Raw genomic sequence first — 19,270 nt, forward strand, 5'->3', positions numbered from 1 at the left:
GGGGTCATGGCAGCGCGACCTGCTGGTCGATCGGCGACTGCGCTGGCCGTGCGCCCCCTTTGAGCCAGAAGTACGAACCGGGCTTGGCCGCCTCTCGCCGGATGCTCCATAGCGTGCCCTTGCAGACCGCTTCCTTGATGGCAGCCGCGAACCGGCCCCCGATGGCGACATTGACGGGGGTGTCATCGGTGCGGGCGAGCTGAAGGGCGGCGTGCGAGCGGCCCAGGCTGATGCACTGTCCGACGAAAGCCTGGTTCAGCGCGGCGGGCTCTCTGCCAGCGATGCGGCTGAGCACCGTGTTGGCGGCCTGGGCGCCCAGCGGGCCGGCCGCTTGGCAGCTCATCCGCAACGGGTGTCCCGACGGTGCGGCGGCGTCGCCCGCTGCGACGATGCGCTGGTCGTCGATGCTGGTCAGCGTTTCGTCGGTGAGCAGCCGCCCCAGGTCGTCGGTGCGAAGCCCGCTGCGCGCGGCCAGATCCGGCACACCGAACCCCGCCGTCCATATCGTCGCCGCGCTCGGCAGGACGGCGCCGTCACTGAGCACCACCGCGTCCCAGCGCACCTCGGTGGCGGCGACCGATTGCAACACGTCGACTTCAAGGCTGCGCAGTTGCTTGGCCACCGAACGCCGGCCGCGTTCGCTCAGCGACGGGCCAAGGATTCCGCCGCAGACCAGGCTGACCCGACGTCCCTGCTCGGCGAGCTCGGAAGCGGTTTCGATACCCGTCAGCCCGCCACCGACCACGGTGATGGGCGCGGACGACGGCAAGTCCGCGAGCGCATAGCGCAGCCGTTGCGCGCTCTCGAAATCCGCTATCTCATAGGCGAATTCGGCCGCGCCGGGCACGGTCAGCGGCGTGCCGCCGGTACTACCGACGGCATAGATGAGGTAGTCGTAGTCCAGCTCCGCGCCCGTTTGCAGCACCACCGCGCGGCGGGAGGTCTCGATGCGTTCGACGGTGTCGACGATCAGCCGGATGCCATCCGCGAGCAGCGTGCCGTAGTCAGCCGTCGCGCCGGCGGTGTCGGCGACCAGCTGGTGCAGGCGGATCCGCTCGACGAAGGCCGGACGCGGATTGATCAGGCTGACGTCGACGTCGACGCGCTGCCGCAAACGGTTGGCGGCCAGGGTTCCGGCGTATCCGCCGCCGGCGACGACGACATGAGTTCTCGGGGTGGCCATCTCCGTCATAGCTGTCTCCTAATCTCACGGGGTTTGTGCCCCTGAGACACCGCAGGAGGGCCCGGCGTGACAGCCGGCGCGGCCATTGTGAGCCGTTTCACTGCGGACCGACGATGGCGCCCAGTATGTGGCGTGGCGCGAGGGCCGCTCATGTTACGCTTCATTAACCGTTCGTGCTGTTCCCGAGCGGATGTCGCAACCTATGAGGCCTCGTCAACCCGCGACCGCATGCATTGCGAGAAGGTCAACCACCAGCCGGGAAATGCGCCCCATACCGGAGGAGCCCGTGCCGCGCAGCCTCGTCACCTCCGTCGCCACTCAGCTGATGCGGGCCACCGCTTCCACCGCGACCCAGGTGAGTGAACAGGTGCTCGCGCAACTGGTCGAGAAGTTCGATTTGGACGCCGCTTTCCTGCGCCACCACGACCACAGCATGCGGGCCTCGGTTTTGGTTGCCGAGTGGCCGCCGCGCACCGACGTTCCGGACCCCGATCCCATGGCCGTCGTGCACTTCACCAGCGCCGACCCCGTCCTGGCCCAGTGCGAACACGGCAAGAAACCGGTCGTGATTCAGCCGGAGCCGACCAATCGCGCTTTGCAGCGCTGGTTCGGGGGCACCAAGCCGGCCCCCGCGTCCGCGGTTGCCGCCGCTCCACTCGTCTCGGGCGAGACGACCACCGGGGTGCTGGGGATGGTCAAGCACGGCGCACGGAAGTGGAAACAGGACGAGATCAATACGCTGGAAGCCGTCGCCGCTCTCTTCGCACAGCTGCAGGGCCGCATCGCGGCCGAGGAAAAACTTCGTTACCTTGCCGAGCACGACGATCTGACCGGCCTCTACAACCGCCGGGCGCTGGTCGCGCACCTTGCCGAACGGCTCGCCGCGGGAAGCCCGGGACCCGTCGCGGTCCTGTATCTCGACCTGGATCGGCTCAAGCCCATCAACGATTACCTGGGCCATACGGCGGGTGACTGGTTCATCAGGGTTTTCGCGCAACGCATTCGGACCTGCGTGGGCGATCAGAGCATGATCGCGCGGCTAGGGGGCGACGAGTTCGTCGTCATTCCTGACACGCCGATGTCAACGGCGACGGCGGAGTCGTTCGCTCGCCGACTGGGGGCGATGCTGCGCGAGCGGTTGGCCATCGGCGGCCACATGATTACCCGCACCGTCAGCATCGGCCTCGCAGTGGGCATCCCGGGGCGGGACAACAGCACCGATCTATTGCGCCGCGCCGACGAGGCCGTGCTGACGGCCAAGCGCGGCGGCGGGAACCAAGTTGCGTTGTCCACCGACGACATGGCGTTGCAAAGCGCCTTCCGCAACGACATCGAGCTGCACCTGCAGGGTGATATCGACAACGAAGCGTTGCTGCTGCACTATCTGCCCGAGGTCGACCTGAGGACCGGTGCCATCGTGGCGGCCGAGGCACTGGTCCGCTGGCGGCATCCGATCTGGGGTCTGCTGTTGCCGGATTCCTTTATCGGGGTAGCCGAATCGAGTAACCTGGCCGGAACACTGGGCCGGTGGGTGATGCGAACCGCATGCGCCGAATTCAGCCGGTGGCGCGCAAAAGGGGTGGGGCAGAGCGCCATCTTGCGCATCAACGTATCGCCCGTGCAGCTCATCACGCGCGGTTTCGTTCGCAGCGTCGCCGAAACCATCGAGGAGTTCGGCATCGACGGCGGCTCGGTATGCCTGGAGATCACCGAGCGGGCCGTGGTTCATGACATCGAGACGACGCGCAAAACCCTCGCGGACCTCAAGGAGGTCGGGGTTCAGATCGCCATCGATGACTTCGGCACGGGCTATGCCGTGCTGTCACACCTGAAGTCCCTGCCCGTCGACATGCTCAAGATCGATACCGGATTCGTGCGCGACTTGGGCAACAGCGCCGGCGACCTGGCCATCGTCCGGGCGATCATCGGGCTTGCTGAGGCCTTCGGCCTCCAACTGGTCGCCGAGGGAGTCGAGACACCGGCTGCTGCAATGACTTTGATGCAGCACGGCTGCTACCGTGCGCAGGGATTCTTGTTGTCCCGGCCCGTCCCGGGCAGTGTGATGGAAGCGTTGCTGGCCGCGCGCTGGTTGCCGATGGAGTTCCTTGCCGATCGCGACGCCCTATCGTTAGGCGCGATCTAACCCCGGTGACGATGTTTCGCTTATCGAAAAGGGGTGTGTGCCCCTTGGTGTCGACTCTGTTGTGCGTGGCGCTGGTGTCAAACGGATGTGGTGGCCATGCCAACTCGGGGCCGCTGTCCGCCATGGTCTTCCCGGCCATACCACCTGCGGTTCAGGAGATCTCCAACCCGCTGCGGGGCCAGTACGAGAAGCTGTTGAATCCCCTTTTCCCGCAGGGCAATCCGGCCCAACAGCGTTATGCGGCATGGCCGGCGTCATATGACGCCAGCATGCGTGTCTCGTGGCGACAGTTGCAGCCCACCGATCCTCGAACCCTGCCGCCCAACGCTCCCGACGATCGCAAATTCGATTTCAGCTTGATCGATGACGCTCTGACGAAACTCGGGAACCGCAACATGCGGTTGATCCTCGGCGTGTATGCCTACAAGTCCTGCTGCAACGATTCCTATCCAGACAACAGGGATATCGCGATTCCCGAGTGGATGCGGCCTGCTGCCACCGACTTTCCTGCGCAGCCGAACAGCCCCACGCCCGGGGTCACGCACGTGGTGCCGAACTGGAACGACCCAGGTTACCTCGAAGCGTTCGGGCAACTGCTCGCCGCGCTCGGTCGTCGATACGACGGCGACGAACGGCTCAGCGTTTTTGAGTTCTCGGGCTACGGCGATTTTGGTGAGAACTCCCTCGCCTATTTGCGTGACGCGTTGGGCGCTCCGGGCGCGGCGGCCGACGACAGCCGGCAGGCTTTGGGGTACTACAGCCAGTTCCGAGATCAAAGCATCACCGCGGCCTCCATCCGGCAGCTCGTCGCGGCGAATGTAAGTGCTTTCCCCCATACGCAATTGGTGGTCGCACCGCAGAACCCGGAGATCGTCCGCGTGCTGTTCGCCGACGACGTGACCAAGAAGCTTTCCGCGCCGGTGGGCATCCGGTCGGACTGTCTTGGCGTGCGTAGCCCGTTGCCGGAATGGGCCGAATCCAGCTCTTCTCATTACGTGCAGATCAACGACGTGGTCGTCAACGCGATCAAACAGCGACTGGCCTCGGCACCGGTGATCACCGAATGGTGCCGGCTGCCAGATGGGGCCGATCGCCGGTCCTACTACGAAAAGGCCCTGCATGATGTTGTCAGGTACCACGTTTCGATGACGTCGAGCGGCGACTTCCCGGATCGCGACTCGACGTCGGCGATGGATTCCACGCTGTATCTCTTGTGGGCACAAACCAATACCTCTGCCGGCTACCGGTATTCGGTCGAAGCGCGTCAGGATTCGCAGTCGCTGCGGGACAAGGTGGCGACCATCTCCGTCGTGTGGACCAACTACGGCTCAGCGGCGGCTACCGAGCAATGGTCCGCAGGATACAAGCTGGTGGACTTCTCGGGGGCGGTGATTCGGAGCCTTCCGGCGACGTTGGACCTCAAGACGCTCGTGCACGACGACTCAAGCCAGTCACGTGAGGAGGCGGTCCCGGCCTCGGCGACAGACTCGGTTCGCATTGACCTGACGGGCTTGGTCCCGGGCCACTACACCCTGCGCGCTTCGGTGGACTGGCAACAGCACAAGCCGGGCGCGTCGCACGTGGTGAACTATGCCCCGATGGCGTTGGCCCGCGACGGGCGCGACGACGGCGGGCTGTATTCCATTGCCACCCTCGACGTGCCGCGGGACTCGACGTGAATGAAGGGTCATACCGACGGCAAGCCGGGAAATCGCGATGGGTTCGGCCGAGCGACAGATTTTCTCATTTGCCGTCCCGACCTGCGGCGTTGACCGGCGCGCGTCGCCGACATGCTGCTAACCTCATAGGCGCGCCAGATGGCCGCCCGAGTCATGTCGTCGAGCGCTGGCTCTGGAACGCTGACGAACCGAGGTGTGTTGCGCTGCCGAACAAAAGCACTGTGAACGCGCAGGCGCCCGAGCCCGCTGACGAGGCCCGATGACGACCCACCCGCCCGACGGACGCGCGGACGTCACGCGGCGCCATATCCTGCGGGCCGCCTGCAATCAGTTCGCTCGTCGGGCCTACCACGACGTCGGACTCGACGACATCCTCACGGAAGCGGAGCTGACGAAGGGCGCGATGTACTTCCACTTCCGTTCGAAGCGTGCGTTGGCGGTCGCGATCATCGAACGCGAGATCGCCGCGGGCAGCGTCGCGGTGGACGAATTGCTCGCGCGCGGGCTCTCCGGCTTGGAAACGCTTATCGACTATTCCTATCTGGTCGCTGTCGGGGACATCAAGACCGACGGTATCCGGGCAGGACTGAACCTGCTCGAGTCGGTCGGTCGCTCGGAAGGGCTGCAGAAGCGGCTGTTGGATCACTGGGTCAAAGCCCTGGCCACAGTGGTCGAGCAGGCCATCGCCGAAGGCGACATCAGCCCCCAGTGCGAACCGCACGATGTGGCACGCTTGATGGTGTCCTTGCACATGGGGCTGCGGCAAACCAGTAATTTGGACGAACCGGAGCGGTTCCTCTGCGATCTCGAAAACTGCTGGGTTCTGCTGCTGAACGGCATCTTGGAACACGACCGCACGGGGTATTTCCGCCAATTTCTCAGGCGGCGTTCGGCACTCGCCATCGCAGGCGGCGCTGCGGGAGCGGGCTCCGACTGATATGACCGGCAGGTCGCACGCCCACGACGGCGCGGCGCGCTGTTAGGCTTGTCACGCTGGCTGGTCCACCGGCCGGACGATACGAAGACGCCGAAAACCGGAGTCTAAGCACATCGACGGAACTCCGGAGGTGTAGACACCATGGCGCGCCAGGTTCGATCAGAAGCCACCCGCCGGAAAATCCTCGACGCTGCCATCGACGTGTTCAGCGAAGTCGGTTACGCGGCAGCCGGGTGGAACACGATCATCGAGCGGACCGGAATGACCAAGGGCGCGCTCTACCACCACTTCGACTCGAAGGAGTCCCTGGCGTCGGCGATCATCGAGGAGGGTTCCGACGCGATCTTGGACGCGTTCCGCAACGTGTGCGGATCCTCCTCGCCGGCGCTGGAGAACATGATCCACGGAACGTTCAGGATCCTCGATGTGCTCAGCTCCGACAAAACGGCCCGCGGTGCGGTGCAATTGACCGCCGCGTTGAACGGATTCAACCGAGCGGCCGCGAACTTTTGTGCGACCTTGATCGAGCTCATGGCGTCCCAGGCCCGGCGCGCAGGCGCTGAAGGGGACGTGCGCGCGGATCTCGACCCCGTAGTCGTCAGTGAGTCGATCGTGGCCGCAGTGTTCGGAACTCTATTGCTGCGCAACGCGATAGCGGCCGAGGGCCTCGCGGAGCTCCGTGACGGTGGCCGGGCCAGGGGCGTCAACGGGGGTTCTTCCGGCGCCACGAGTCAACACTGGGAACTCGTGCTGGGCGGGATCGGGACGGAGGGGTCGCTGCCCTATTTCCGCGAGTTTCTTGCGCGCGAGGCACTGCGCCATTCCCCTCCCGCCGCGCCGTCTGCCGGCGATGATGTGCCGATGCCGAAGGTCGTCTAGCACGAGGGCACGCTTTAAGGCTCTTCCTCCCACAACTGCTTGGTCAGATCCTGGAAGGCCGCGAGGGCGAATTGATCGTCCGCGCGCATGACCGCGGACTTGCTCATCAAGGCCCGCACGACCGAGCCGTCCTTGTGAGCCAACTCGACCACCATGTTCGCGAGGGCGTGAACGACCGAGAGCAGCGATTCCGACTCCGGAGCCTGATGGAAGATCTCCTGGAACCGCAGGGACATGACCTCTTCGGGCTCGAACCCCAACATGTCGGCGAATGCGGAGTTGGTAAACAAGATGCTGCCGTCCTGCCCGATGGCCAGCACCGGAACCGGAATCCGCTCGAGGACGACCAGTGCGGGCAACTGCTTGAGGGTCGTCATCGGCGATTGGCTGTGAGTGTTACGTCGTCGCTCCACAGGGGCGATTATCGCCCACGAGTGGATGGTTCAGAAGCTTTTGTCGAGCGCGCCCAGATCGCGGCTCAAAGCGTCTCACTCTCGGCAGCAGGAGCCTGGTATCGCGGGAAAACCCCGGTGGGCGCCGGCAGCGGCGTACCGGGGCAAAGCCGCGCGGTGACGGCGGCGAACGTGCGCTCGGACTCGGGCTGCCCGAGTAGATCGAGCAGTTTGCCGGCCGACTCGGGCATGACCGGCTGCACCAGCAGCGCCGCGACGCGGACCACCTCGCAGGTGGTGTAAAGCACGGTGCGAAACCTCTCCTGGTCGGGCTGCGCCTCGCTCTTGCGCAACACCCATGGTTGCTGGGCGGAGAAGTATTTGTTCGCCTCCCCAAGCATCAACCAGATCGCCTCGAGCGCCAAATGCATTGCCTGAGCGTCGAAATGCGCGCGCACGCGGGCCATCAGGGCGTCGGCCGCAGATAACAGTTCGTTGTCGGCCGCGGTGAAGTCGCCGGGTTCGGGCACCACCCCGCCGAGGTTCTTGGCGACCATCGACAGCGAGCGTTGGGCCAGGTTCCCCAGTTCGTTGGCCAGGTCGGTGTTGATCCGGGTGATGATCGCCTCTTCGCTGTAGCTGCCGTCCTGGCCGAACGGGACTTCCCGCAGCAGGAAGTAGCGCACCTGATCGAGGCCGAACGTGTCGACCAGAGCATCCGGGGCCACGACGTTGCCCACCGACTTACTCATCTTCTCGCCTCGGTTGAGCAGAAACCCGTGCGCGAAAACCCTGCGCGGCAGCTCGATTCCCGCGGACATCAAAAACGCCGGCCAGTAGACCGCATGGAACCTGATGATGTCCTTGCCGATCATGTGCAGATCGGCGGGCCAGTAGCGGCGGAACAACTCCGAACCGGTATCGGGGTAGCCCGCCCCGGTCAGGTAGTTGGTCAGCGCGTCGACCCACACGTACATGACGTGGTCGGGATGGTCGGGCACCTGCACACCCCAGTCGAACGACGTCCGCGAGATCGACAGGTCGCGCAGGCCGCCGGAGACGAAGCTGACCACTTCGTTGCGCCGTACTTCGGGGGCGATGAAGTCCGGATTGGCGGCGTAGTGGGCGAGCAACTTGTCGGAATACGCCGATAGCCGGAAGAAGTAGGTCTGCTCCTCGGTCCAGGTCACCGGCGTTCCCGTTTCGACGGCGATCCGGGTGCCGTCGACCTCCGCGGTCTCCGACTCGACGAAGAACCGCTCATCCCGCACGGAGTACCAACCTGAATAGGTGTCCAGATAGATGTCGCCCGCGGCCGACATCCTTCGCCAGATCTCTTTGGACGCCTCATGGTGGTCGGCGTCGGTGGTCCGGATGAACCGGTCGAAGGAGATGTTCAGCCGCTGCTGCAGGCGTTGGAACACGTCGGAATTGCGGCGGGCCAGATCGGCAGTGGGCAACCCTTCGGCGGCGGCCGCCTGTGCGACCTTGAGGCCGTGCTCGTCGGTGCCGGTCAGGAAGCGCACGTCAAAGCCGTCGAGCCGCTTGAACCGCGCGATGGCGTCGGTGGCGATGTACTCGTACGCGTGCCCCAGGTGCGGCGCGGCGTTGGGGTAGGTGATCGCGGTGGTGACGTAGTACGGCCTCATCGGGACTCACCCTATTGGGTGGCCCTATTGTCTGGCCGTGACCTCCAATCATTCCGGTGAACGAGGTGAACGAGGGGCGCCGCCCGCACCCGAGCCGCTCGCCCCCCTGGTCGATGCCCATACCCACCTCGACGCGTGCGGCGCCCACGATGCCAAAGGCGTGCAGGCCATCGTTGACCGTGCCGCGGCGGTGGGGGTGCGCGCGGTGGTCACCATCGCCGACGACCTGGAGTCGGCGCGCTGGGTGACCAGGGCCGCCGACTGGGATCCGCGCGTGTTCGCCGCCGTGGCGCTGCACCCGACCCGCGCGAACGCGCTCGACGACGCCGCGCGCGGCGAGCTCGAACGACTCGCGGCACACCATCGGGTGGTGGCCGTCGGCGAAACCGGAATGGATCTGTATTGGCCCGGCCGTTTGGCGGGCTGCGCGCAGCCGGACGCGCAGCGGGAAGCCTTCGCATGGCATATCGACTTGGCCAAGCGGTGCAGAAAGCCCCTGATGATCCACAATCGCGAGGCCGACGCCGGGGTGCTCGACGTGCTGGCGGCCGAGGGCGCGCCCGACGTCGTGATCTTCCACTGCTTTTCGTCGGACAGCGCGATGGCCCGCCGTTGCGTCGACGCCGGCTGGCTGCTCAGCCTCTCCGGGACGGTGAGCTTCCGCAACGCGCGAGCCCTGCGCGAAGCCGTTCCGCTGATCCCGCGGGAGCAGCTGCTGGTGGAGACCGATGCGCCCTTTTTGACGCCGCACCCGTACCGGGGCGCAGCCAACGAACCGTATTGCCTTCCCTACACCGTGCGTGCGCTTGCCGAGCTGCTGGATCTTGACCCCCAAGATTTGGCGCGGATCACCACCAGCAATGCGCGCCGGGTCTATGGACTGCCTGCTTGACGCCGCTTCCAGCCCGTCCGTCCGCCGATACCGTGCTCTGGAGTTGCTCAACTTTGGCCGGTTCGTTACCGTCTTGTGATCGAACGCCGGGCCCGCGGGCCCATTTGTCATTTTCTGCTGAATGGTTCGTTGGTGCTTGCTGAGGTCGGGGTAGCGACGCGTTGGATGTCTTGACAAAACTTCATCAAACCTCGTCACCGATGTTGCGGATGGTCGTCGTAGGGCTGCTCTTGGTCGTGGGGTTCGCCGGCGGGCTTGCGGTATCAGCCTGCAAAACGGTGACGTTGACGGTCGATGGAATCGCGATGCGGGTGACGACGATGAAATCGCGGGTGATCGACGTCGTCCAGGAGAATGGCTTCGCCGTCGGCGACCGTGATGACCTGTACCCGGCACCCGGCGTGCAGGTTCGCGACGCAGCCAACATCGTGTTGCGGCGCAGCCGCCCGTTGCAGATCTCGCTCGACGGTCGGGACACGAAGCAAGTGTGGACGACGGCATCCACCGTGGACGAGGCGCTGGCCCAGCTCGCGATGACCGACATCGCCCCGGCCGCGGCATCACGCGGCAGCCGCGTTCCGCTGGCCGGCATGGCGCTGCCGGTCGTGAGCGCCAAGACCGTCAACATCAACGACGGCGGCGCGGTGCGCACCGTGCATGCGGCGGCGCCGAACGTCGCGGGGCTGCTCAGCGCCGCCGGTGCGCCGCTCCTCGAGGGCGACCAGGCGGCGCCCGGGGCGGCGTCCCCGATCGTCGACGGGATGGAAATCCAGGTGACTCGTAACCGAATCCAGCGGGTCACCGAGCGAGTACCGCTGCCGCCGAACTCGCGCCGGATCGAGGATCCGGACCTGAACGTCAGCCGCCAGGTCGTCGAGGATCCGGGAAGCCCGGGCACCCAGGACGTGACGTTCGCGGTGGCCACGGTCAACGGTGTGGAGACGGGCCGGATACCTGTTGCGAACACGGTGATCGTTCCGGCCCGCGAAGCCGTGGTGCGAGTGGGGACCAAGCCCGGCACCGATGTGCCGCCGGTGACCAACGGGTCCATCTGGGATGCCATTGCGGGCTGCGAGGCCGGCGGGAACTGGGCTATCAACACCGGAAATGGGTATTACGGCGGGGTGCAGTTCGATCAGGGCACGTGGGAACGCAACGGCGGGCTGCGGTTTGCCCCGCGCGCCGACCTCGCCACTCGCGAAGAGCAGATCACCGTGGCCGAGGTGACGCGGGAGCGTCAGGGCTGGGGCGCCTGGCCGGTATGCAGCGGCAGAGCAGGTGCAAACTGACCATTCGGCTGCTCGGACGCACCGAGATCAGGCGGCTGGCCCAAGACCTGGAATTCCGGCCACGAAAAGCGCTGGGCCAAAATTTCGTTCACGACGCCAACACCGTGCGCCGCGTGGTTTCGACCGCGGGGATCGGCCGGACCGATCATGTGTTGGAGGTGGGTCCGGGTCTGGGATCGCTCACGCTGGCACTGCTCGACCGCGGCGCAACCGTCACCGCCGTCGAAATCGACCCCGTGCTGGCCGGCCGGCTGCCGCAGACCGTCGCGGAGCACTCGCACAGCGAAATCCAGCGGTTGACGGTGCTCAACCGCGACGTCCTGACCCTCGGCTGTGACGAGCTCGCCGCCGGGCCGACAGCTCCCACCGCTGTGGTCGCGAACCTGCCCTATAACGTGGCGGTTCCGGCGCTGTTGCACCTGCTGGCCCGGTTTCCGTCCATTCGGGTCTTGACGGTGATGGTGCAGGCCGAAGTCGCCGAACGGCTGGCCGCCGAGCCGGGCGGCAAGGAGTACGGGGTCCCCAGCGTCAAAATCCGTTTCTTCGGGCGGGTTCGTCGTTGTGGCGCGGTGTCGCCGACGGTCTTCTGGCCGATTCCGCGGGTGTATTCCGGGTTGATTCGCATCGATCGGTACCCGACGTCGCCGTGGCCGACCGACGAAGCCTTCCGGCGCCAAGTGTTCGAACTCGTGGACATCGCGTTCGCCCAGCGCCGCAAGACGGCGCGCAATGCTTTCGCCGAGTGGGCGGGTTCGGGTAACGAGTCGGCGAATCGCTTGCTGGCCGCCAGCATCGATCCGGCGCGGCGCGGCGAGACGCTGTCCATCGACGACTTCGTGCGCCTGTTGCGGCGTTCCGGCACCTTCGACGACACGCTGCCTCGTGTTTCGGGGCACGCTTCGGCCAGTTGAGGGGCCAGTTGAGAGTCCAGTTGAGCATCGCAGCGATAATCTGCTGCGGTGACTGACCATGGCTGACGGCAACACCGCCGCGCAGTGGGTGCCCACCGGCTCGGTCACCGTCCGCGTTCCGGGGAAGGTCAACCTGTACCTTGCGGTCGGTGAACGCCGCGAGGACGGCTATCACGAGTTGACGACGGTGTTTCAGGCCGTTTCGCTGGTCGACGAGGTGACGGTCCGCAACGCCGATGTGCTGTCGCTCGAGGTCGTCGGGGAGGGTGCCGACAAGCTGCCCACTGACGAGCGCAACCTCGCCTGGCAGGCGGCCGAGCTGATGGCCGACCACGTCGGCCGGGCGCCCGACGTCTCGATCATGATCGACAAGTCCATTCCGGTGGCCGGCGGCATGGCCGGCGGCAGCGCAGACGCGGCGGCCGTGCTGGTCGCCATCAACTCGCTCTGGGAGCTCAATGTGCCGCGCCGCGATCTGCGGATGCTCGCCGCGCGGCTGGGCAGCGATGTGCCGTTCGCGCTGCACGGTGGCACTGCCCTGGGAACCGGTCGCGGCGAGGAGCTCGCAACCGTCTTGTCCCGCAACAGCTTCCACTGGGTGCTGGCCTTCGCCGACAGCGAGCTGCTCACCCCGGCAGTCTTCGCCGAGCTGGACCAGCTCCGGGACGACGGCGATCCGCCGCGCCTGGCCGAGCCGGGGCCCGTGCTGGCGGCCCTGGCCGCGGGCGACCCCGAGCAGCTGGCGCCGCTGCTGGGCAACGAACTGCAGGCGGCAGCCGTCAGTCTCGATCCCACGCTGCGGCGTGCGCTGCAGGCCGGCGTTGAGGCCGGTGCCCTGGCCGGCATCGTGTCGGGCTCCGGCCCGACGTGCGCCTTCCTATGCACGTCGGCGGGCGCGGCCGTCGACCTTGGCACCCAGCTGTCGGGTGCCGGGGTCTGCCGCACCGTCAGGGTGGCCAGCGGGCCGGTGCCGGGTGCGCGCGTGGTGCCGGCGCCGATGGACCCCCCATGATCAAAAAGCTGCACCTCACTGCCCATCAAGACGTGTGGAATCCCACTCGAACCGCGCGTGAGTTTGGCAGTTCTTTAAGAGGAGCTTAAGATGGCTCGCGGTGACGAGCAGCGGTAAGCAAGACCAATCGAATTCGTCGTCCGCCGGGGAGCCCGGCGGACTCATAGCTCATCGCGTTTTCGAGACCGAACCGCTGCCCAACTGTGCTCGCGCGGCTACTGCGAAGCGGCAGTCGGCGGGCGGACGATGAGATTCCGGGCCTTCGGGAAATCGCCGCAACCGAGGAGGTTTTTGTGAGCAGGTTTACCGAGAAGATGTACCGCAATGCCCGAACGACCACCACGGGCATGGTCACCGGTGAACCACACGAACCCGTCCGTCACACCTGGGGCGAGGTCCACCAGCGCGCGCGCCGCATCGCGGGTGGCCTGGCCGCCGCGGGCATCGGCCTCGGCGACGCGGTCGGCGTGCTGGCCGGCTTCCCGGTGGAGATCGCCCCGACAGCCCAGGGGCTGTGGATGCGCGGGGCCAGCCTCACCATGCTGCATCAGCCGACACCGCGCACCGACCTGGCCGTATGGGCCGAGGACACCATGACCGTCATCGGCATGATCGAGGCCAAGGCTGTCGTCGTCTCCGAGCCTTTCCTGGTGGCCGTCCCGGTGCTCGAGGAGAAGGGCATCAAGGTGCTCACCGTCGCCGAGCTGCTGGCGTCGGACCCGATCGATCCCGTGGAAGTCGGCGAGGATGACCTGGCGCTGATGCAGCTCACGTCCGGATCTACCGGGTCGCCCAAAGCGGTGCAGATCACCCATCGCAACATCTACTCCAACGCCGAGGCGATGTTCATCGGCGCCCAGTACGACGTCGACAAGGACGTCATGGTCAGCTGGCTGCCCTGTTTCCACGACATGGGCATGGTGGGCTTCCTCACCATCCCGATGTACTTCGGCGCCGAGCTGGTCAAGGTCACGCCGATGGACTTCCTGCGTGACACCCTGCTGTGGGCCAAGCTGATCGACAAGTACAAGGGCACGATGACCGCGGCGCCGAACTTCGCCTACGCGCTGCTGGCCAAGCGGTTGCGCCGCAATGCCAAGCCCGGCGACTTCGACCTGTCGACCCTGCGCTTCGCGCTGTCCGGCGCCGAGCCCGTCGAACCCGCCGACGTCGAGGACCTGCTCGACGCGGGCAAGCCGTTCGGCCTGAAGCCGTCGGCAATCCTGCCGGCCTATGGGATGGCCGAGACGACGCTGGCGGTGTCGTTCTCGGAGTGCAACGCCGGTCTGGTCGTCGACGAGGTCGACGCCGACCTGCTGGCCGCCCTGCGCCGGGCCGTGCCAGCCACCAAGGGCAACACCCGCAGGCTGGCCACGCTGGGTCCCCTGCTCAAGGACCTCGAGGCCCGGATCATCGACGAGAACGGCAACGTGATGCCCCCGCGCGGGGTGGGGGTCATCGAGTTGCGCGGCGAATCTCTGACGCCCGGCTACCTGACCATGGGCGGTTTCATTCCGGCCCAGGACGAGCACGGCTGGTATGACACCGGCGACCTCGGTTACATCACCGAGGAGGGCCACATCGTGGTGTGCGGCCGCGTCAAGGACGTCATCATCATGGCGGGCCGCAACATCTATCCCACCGACATCGAGCGGGCCGCGAGCCGCGTCGAGGGGGTGCGGCCCGGCTGCGCCGTCGCGGTGCGCCTGGACGCCGGTCACTCTCGCGAGACGTTCGCCGTCGCCGTCGAGTCCAACGCGTGGCAGGACCCGGCCGAGGTGCGTCGCATCGAGCACCAGGTCGCTCACGAGGTGGTGGCCGAGGTCGACGTGCGGCCGCGCAACGTCGTCGTGCTGGGCCCGGGCACCATCCCGAAGACGCCGTCAGGCAAGCTGCGGCGGTCCACCTCGGTGACCCTGGTCAGCTAGTTCCTGCGAGTCTTCTTGCGAGCAGTCGCAAAAACCCCGTCCCGACGCCGTGTCGAGGGGCTTTTGTGTCTGCTCGGCATCGTTACCAGGCGTGGACGCGGTTTTGCGCCGGCTCCAACCCCAGCTCTATGAGTAATTCCGTGGCGTCCGCAGCCTGCTCGCAGATCGTGGGCACCTCGGCGCGCTCGGCCGCGGTGAAGTTCTCCAGCACGAACGCCGCCGGGTCCTTACGTCCGGGCGGGCGGCCGATGCCGATGCGCACCCGCTGAAAGTCCTTGGTGCCCAAGGCCGCGGCCACCGAGCGCACCCCGTTGTGGCCGCCCTCGCCGCCGCCCAGCTTGAGCCGGATGCGACCGAAGTCGAGGTCGAGTTCGTCGTGCACGACGATGATGTCGGCCGGCGGCACGGAATAGAACTTCGCCAGCGGCCCCACCTGGCGGCCGGACTCGTTCATGTAGCAACGCGGCTTGGCGAGTACCACCGAGCGGCCGGCCAGCCGGCCGGTGACGACTTCAGCGCCGGAACGCTTGTGCGCCTTGAACTTTGAGCCAAGCCGCGCTGCTAGCAGGTCGGCGACCATGAAGCCGAGGTTGTGCCGGGTGCGGGCGTAGTTGTCTCCAGGGTTGCCCAGGCCGACCAGCAGAAGCGGTTCGGCCACGTCCCGAACCGCCTACTCGGACTCGTCGGTGGTGGCCCCGGACTCTGTGGTTTCGCCGGCCTCTTCTGCGGCTTCCGCCCTCTCGGGTACCTCGCCGGCGCCCTCTTCCGCAAGCTCCTCGGCGGTCGGCGCGTTGACCACGTTGACCACCAGCATCTCCGGGTCGGAAATCAGGTTGACGCCGGTCGGCAGGGCTATCTGGCCGGCCGTGAATTGGGTGCCCGGTTCGGCGTCCTGGACCGACACCGCCAACTGCTCGGGAATTGACAGCGCCTCGGCCTCGATTTCGATGGTGTTGGTCTCCTGGGTGATCAGGGTGCCGGAGGCGGCCTCGCCCTCGACGACCACGTTGACCTCCACGACGACCTTCTCGCCGCGGCGCACCACCAGCAGGTCGGCGTGCTGGATCGTGCGGCGGATCGGATGAATGTCGAGGGCCTTGGTCAGCGCCAGCTGTTCTTTGCCGGCGATGTCCAGGGTGAGCACCGCGTTGGTACCTGAGTGCCGCAGGACCGCCGCGAAGTCGTGCCCCGGCAGTTCGAGGTGCTGGGGGTCGGCGCCGTGGCCGTAGAGGACGGCGGGAATCCTGCCGGCGCGCCTAGCTCGCCGCGACGCGCCCTTGCCGGTCTCGCTTCGGACCGTGGCCGTCAATTGATTGACTGCGGATTTTGCCATGTCATCGCTCCTGTGTGCTTCGGTTCCGGGGCACGGCCAGGGTCGCGACAGTGAGTCGGTCTCCGTCGATAACGGTGCTCTGGCTAGCCGCACCCTCGCCGTGACGCTCGGTCAGGGTAGCGCATGCGCACCTGAGAGCGGAAATTCGCTGCGGCGGGGATTTCGCGGGCGGTCAAAGGGGGAACTTGGTGCCGGTGAGCTGCTCGGACAAGTCCCACAGCGCGCTGGCCGCGGCAGCGTCGCGCGCCCGGCGGCTGCGCCCGATCGGCTGCGTGCGGCCGAAATAGCCGAATCGCGGGCCGACGAAGGTGTCGCCCGGTAAGTCCTGCGACGCCGCGTACAGGGTTTGGCGGGCGCCGTAGTCGGCGTCGGTGGCGACTATCCGGGTGGCGACGGACACCACCGCGTCGCTGAATTTGCGCCCGGAGGCGCCCTGCAGGTTGGTGTGCGAGTATCCGGGATGGGCCGCCAGCGCGCGCACCAGGGAGCCGACCGAATCGAGCCGTCGTTGCAGCTCGCTGGTGAACAGCAGGTTGGCCAGCTTCGATTGGCTGTATGCCAGCCAGGCCGAGTATCGCCGCGACCTCCAGTTCAGGTCGTCGAAGTCGATGCGGCCGGGCCAGTGGGCCATCGACGATACCGTGACGACCCGGTCGGCGAGCTTGGGCAGCAACAGGTTGGTCAGCGCGAAGTGACCGAGGTGGTTGGTGCCGATCTGGCTCTCGAACCCGTCGGCGGTCAGCGCGAAGGGCACCGCCATGATGCCGGCGTTGTTGATCAGCACGTCGACCTCGTCGACGCCATCCGCAAACTCGCGTACCGACGCCAGGTCTTGCAGGTCGAGCCGACGTACCTCGACGTCACCCGTCATCTGCTGGGCGGCGGCCTCGCCCTTGGCCGTGTTGCGGACGGCCATGACTATCCGGGCGCCCTTGCGGGCCAACTCGCGGGCCGTCACCGCGCCCAGGCCGCTGTTGGCACCCGTGATGATCACGGTGCGCCCGGCGAACGACGGCAGATCTGCGGCGGTCCAGGTGGTCATGGCTGATCACCTTAGTGGGCGGCACGAATTACTTTGCGGCGAGCAGACGCAGAATCGCATCAAACGGGCACTCGGAGTGCGATTCTGTGTCTGCTCGCCGGCAAAGGTTTACTTTGCCGCGACGACGAACCCGTGCATGATCGCCTCGATATCGTTCGACTGCGCGACGGCCTGGTCGGCCAGGCTGGTGATCGTCAGCTGAACCAGGTATCGCTGGTTGGCGGGCGGGGATCCGGTGGCGATGACGATCCGGTTGAAGCTGTGCAGCCGCGTCCCGTCGAGGTCGTAGCTGCACTGGATCATCGACGACGGAAAACCGTTGTAGTTCGCCGACGAGGCATCCAGTTGCTTGAAGTGTTCGAACAGCTGGGCATCATCGTTGCCGTGCTTGATGACTTGGGCGGGGTCAAAGTCGCCGCGCAGCTGGAAAACCACCAGCCGTGCAGTGGGATACTTTCCGCCCTTGGAGATCATCACCGTCTGGGGCGCAATGTTCGGATTGGTGAACAGCGACCAACCCGGTGGCGTGGGTATCGATACGGTCAGGTCGTGCAGGTCGCCCGGCGCAACCTGCTGGCCGTTGACGCCGATGCTCTGCAGGTACTGCGACAGGGGGACCGGCTTGCCGGAAGTAGTCGTGGTCGTGGTCGTGGTCGAACTCGTCGACCAGATGGACTGGTAGTCAGGACTTTTCGGCCCGCACGCGGCCACCAGGAGCAGCGCCGTCGCCGCCGCTGCGGCGGCGGCCGGCAGACGAGTCACAGAATCTCGCGGACCGCGTCGATCGGCCGGGCCAACCGGGTCCCCTTCGGTGTGACCACGAAAGGTCGTTCAATCAGGATGGGGTGTTCCGCCATGGCGTCGAGCAACTCGTCATCGCTCGCGTCGGCGAGGTTGAGTTCGTCGTAGACTATGTTGGGCTCAATACCGTTGTCGCGCAACAACTCCAGCGTCTTGCGCGAGGTGCTGCATTTGGGGTTGTGGAAGATGACGGTATCGGCCATCTACGCGTCTCCGTCGAAGAGTCCTGTGACCGAGCCGTTTTCGAACACGGCGCGAATGGTGCTGGCCAGCAGCGGCGCGATGGACAAGACCGTCAGCTGCGGGAAACGCTTCTCGTCGCCGATCGGGAGGGTGTTGGTGACGATCACCTCGCGGGCGCCGGAAGCCGCCAACCGCTCGGCCGCAGGGTCCGACAGCACGCCATGGGTCGCCGCGATGATCACGTCGCTGGCACCGTCGGCACGCAGCAGCTGCACCGCGCCCGCGATGGTGCCGCCGGTGTCGATCATGTCGTCGATCAGCACGCAGCACCGTCCGGTGACTTCACCGACGACGCGGTTCGACACCACCTGGTTGGGCACACGGGGGTCCCGGGTCTTGTGGATGAAGGCCAGCGGTACGCCGCCCAACGCGTCGGCCCACTTCTCGGCGATACGCACCCGGCCCGAGTCGGGGGAGACCACCACCATGTTGCCGTCGGGGTAGTTGTCCCTGATGTAACCCGTGAGCAGGTTCTGCCCGCGCATGTGGTCGACGGGCCCGTCGAAGAAACCCTGGATCTGGTCGGTGTGCAGGTCGACGGTCACGATCCGGTCGGCCCCCGCCGTCTTGAGCAGATCGGCGACCAGCCGTGCCGAGATCGGTTCGCGGCCGCGGTGCTTCTTGTCCTGGCGGGCGTAGGGGTAGAACGGCATGACCGCGGTGATCCGCTTGGCGCTGCCCCGCTTGAGCGCGTCGATCATGATCAGCTGTTCCATCAGCCAGTCGTTCACCGGCGCCGGATGCGATTGCAGGACGAAGGCGTCACAGCCGCGGACCGACTCGTGGAAGCGCACGAAGATCTCGCCGTTGGCGAAGTCTCGCGCCGTCTGCGCGGTGACGTGGACGTCGAGTTCCTTGGCAACCTGCTCGGCCAGCTCGGGGTGCGCGCGGCCGGAGAAGAGCATCAGGTTTTTGCGATTATCGGTCCAGTCATGGCTCACGGAGCTGCCCTCGCCG

18 protein-coding genes are annotated in these 19,270 nt (G+C 66.4%); 9 read left to right on the forward strand and 9 right to left on the reverse strand.

Annotation, left to right across the window (positions count from 1 at the left end; translation table 11 throughout):
• Positions 1-4: 4 nt before the first annotated feature.
• A complete protein-coding gene (locus tag JO059_RS18690) occupies positions 5-1,192 on the reverse strand; it encodes an FAD-dependent oxidoreductase (protein ID WP_293321395.1) in 1,188 nt (395 codons plus the stop codon).
• A gap of 277 nt (positions 1,193-1,469) precedes the next feature.
• On the opposite strand from JO059_RS18690, the gene JO059_RS18695 reads away from it, so the two are divergent.
• From JO059_RS18695 to JO059_RS18710, 4 genes are all read left to right on the forward strand, one after another.
• A complete protein-coding gene (locus tag JO059_RS18695) occupies positions 1,470-3,326 on the forward strand; it encodes a bifunctional diguanylate cyclase/phosphodiesterase (protein ID WP_293321397.1) in 1,857 nt (618 codons plus the stop codon).
• 11 nt (positions 3,327-3,337) lie between these two features.
• Positions 3,338-5,005: a hypothetical protein gene (locus JO059_RS18700; protein WP_293321399.1), complete on the forward strand. Its 1,668-nt coding sequence runs from the start codon at positions 3,338-3,340 to the stop codon at positions 5,003-5,005.
• A 259-nt stretch (positions 5,006-5,264) separates the two neighbouring features.
• Positions 5,265-5,942, forward strand: a complete 678-nt coding sequence (locus tag JO059_RS18705) for a TetR/AcrR family transcriptional regulator (protein WP_293321401.1) — start codon at positions 5,265-5,267, stop codon at positions 5,940-5,942.
• A gap of 141 nt (positions 5,943-6,083) precedes the next feature.
• Positions 6,084-6,821 (forward strand): TetR/AcrR family transcriptional regulator, encoded by a 738-nt coding sequence (locus JO059_RS18710; RefSeq protein ID WP_293321403.1) that lies wholly within the window; start codon positions 6,084-6,086, stop codon positions 6,819-6,821.
• 14 nt (positions 6,822-6,835) lie between these two features.
• Here JO059_RS18710 and JO059_RS18715 read toward each other — a convergent pair whose 3' ends face one another.
• Both JO059_RS18715 and metG read right to left on the reverse strand, forming a co-directional pair.
• Positions 6,836-7,198, reverse strand: a complete 363-nt coding sequence (locus tag JO059_RS18715; protein ID WP_293321405.1) for a PAS domain-containing protein — start codon at positions 7,196-7,198, stop codon at positions 6,836-6,838.
• A gap of 101 nt (positions 7,199-7,299) precedes the next feature.
• A complete protein-coding gene (metG, locus tag JO059_RS18720) occupies positions 7,300-8,862 on the reverse strand; it encodes a methionine--tRNA ligase (RefSeq protein ID WP_293321407.1) in 1,563 nt (520 codons plus the stop codon).
• 31 nt (positions 8,863-8,893) lie between these two features.
• On the opposite strand from metG, the gene JO059_RS18725 reads away from it, so the two are divergent.
• The 5 genes from JO059_RS18725 (at position 8,894) to JO059_RS18745 (ending at position 14,894) form a co-directional block, all read left to right on the forward strand.
• Positions 8,894-9,754, forward strand: a complete 861-nt coding sequence (locus JO059_RS18725; protein ID WP_293321459.1) for a TatD family hydrolase — start codon at positions 8,894-8,896, stop codon at positions 9,752-9,754.
• 161 nt (positions 9,755-9,915) lie between these two features.
• Positions 9,916-11,043 (forward strand): resuscitation-promoting factor, encoded by a 1,128-nt coding sequence (locus tag JO059_RS18730; RefSeq protein WP_293321409.1) that lies wholly within the window; start codon positions 9,916-9,918, stop codon positions 11,041-11,043.
• Complete coding sequence (gene rsmA / locus JO059_RS18735) at positions 11,016-11,954, forward strand: 16S rRNA (adenine(1518)-N(6)/adenine(1519)-N(6))-dimethyltransferase RsmA (RefSeq protein WP_293321411.1); 939 nt, start codon at positions 11,016-11,018, stop codon at positions 11,952-11,954. Before JO059_RS18730 ends, rsmA begins: the two co-directional genes overlap by 28 nt.
• Before the next feature lie 52 nt (positions 11,955-12,006).
• Positions 12,007-12,966: a 4-(cytidine 5'-diphospho)-2-C-methyl-D-erythritol kinase gene (locus JO059_RS18740; protein WP_293321461.1), complete on the forward strand. Its 960-nt coding sequence runs from the start codon at positions 12,007-12,009 to the stop codon at positions 12,964-12,966.
• A gap of 293 nt (positions 12,967-13,259) precedes the next feature.
• On the forward strand, positions 13,260-14,894 hold the full coding sequence (locus JO059_RS18745) for a fatty acyl-AMP ligase (protein ID WP_293321413.1): 1,635 nt from the start codon (positions 13,260-13,262) through the stop codon (positions 14,892-14,894).
• An 82-nt stretch (positions 14,895-14,976) separates the two neighbouring features.
• Here the strand turns inward: JO059_RS18745 and pth are convergent, their stop codons facing one another.
• The 6 genes from pth to JO059_RS18775 all read right to left on the reverse strand — a co-directional run bounded on the left by pth (position 14,977) and on the right by JO059_RS18775 (position 19,254).
• On the reverse strand, positions 14,977-15,552 hold the full coding sequence (gene pth / locus JO059_RS18750; protein WP_293321415.1) for an aminoacyl-tRNA hydrolase: 576 nt from the start codon (positions 15,550-15,552) through the stop codon (positions 14,977-14,979).
• Between the two features lie 12 nt (positions 15,553-15,564).
• Entirely contained in the window at positions 15,565-16,227 is a 663-nt protein-coding gene (locus tag JO059_RS18755) for a 50S ribosomal protein L25/general stress protein Ctc (protein ID WP_293321417.1), read from the reverse strand.
• Positions 16,228-16,399: 172 nt separating this feature from the next.
• Positions 16,400-17,269: an oxidoreductase gene (locus JO059_RS18760; RefSeq protein ID WP_293321419.1), complete on the reverse strand. Its 870-nt coding sequence runs from the start codon at positions 17,267-17,269 to the stop codon at positions 16,400-16,402.
• A 108-nt stretch (positions 17,270-17,377) separates the two neighbouring features.
• On the reverse strand, positions 17,378-18,031 hold the full coding sequence (locus JO059_RS18765) for an LpqN/LpqT family lipoprotein (RefSeq protein ID WP_293321421.1): 654 nt from the start codon (positions 18,029-18,031) through the stop codon (positions 17,378-17,380).
• Complete coding sequence (locus tag JO059_RS18770; protein WP_293321423.1) at positions 18,028-18,273, reverse strand: ArsC/Spx/MgsR family protein; 246 nt, start codon at positions 18,271-18,273, stop codon at positions 18,028-18,030. Before JO059_RS18770 ends, JO059_RS18765 begins: the two co-directional genes overlap by 4 nt.
• Complete coding sequence (locus tag JO059_RS18775) at positions 18,274-19,254, reverse strand: ribose-phosphate diphosphokinase (RefSeq protein ID WP_293321425.1); 981 nt, start codon at positions 19,252-19,254, stop codon at positions 18,274-18,276.
• Positions 19,255-19,270 lie beyond the last annotated feature (16 nt).

The organism is Mycobacterium sp. (assembly GCF_019247615.1).
GTDB lineage: Bacteria > Actinomycetota > Actinomycetes > Mycobacteriales > Mycobacteriaceae > Mycobacterium.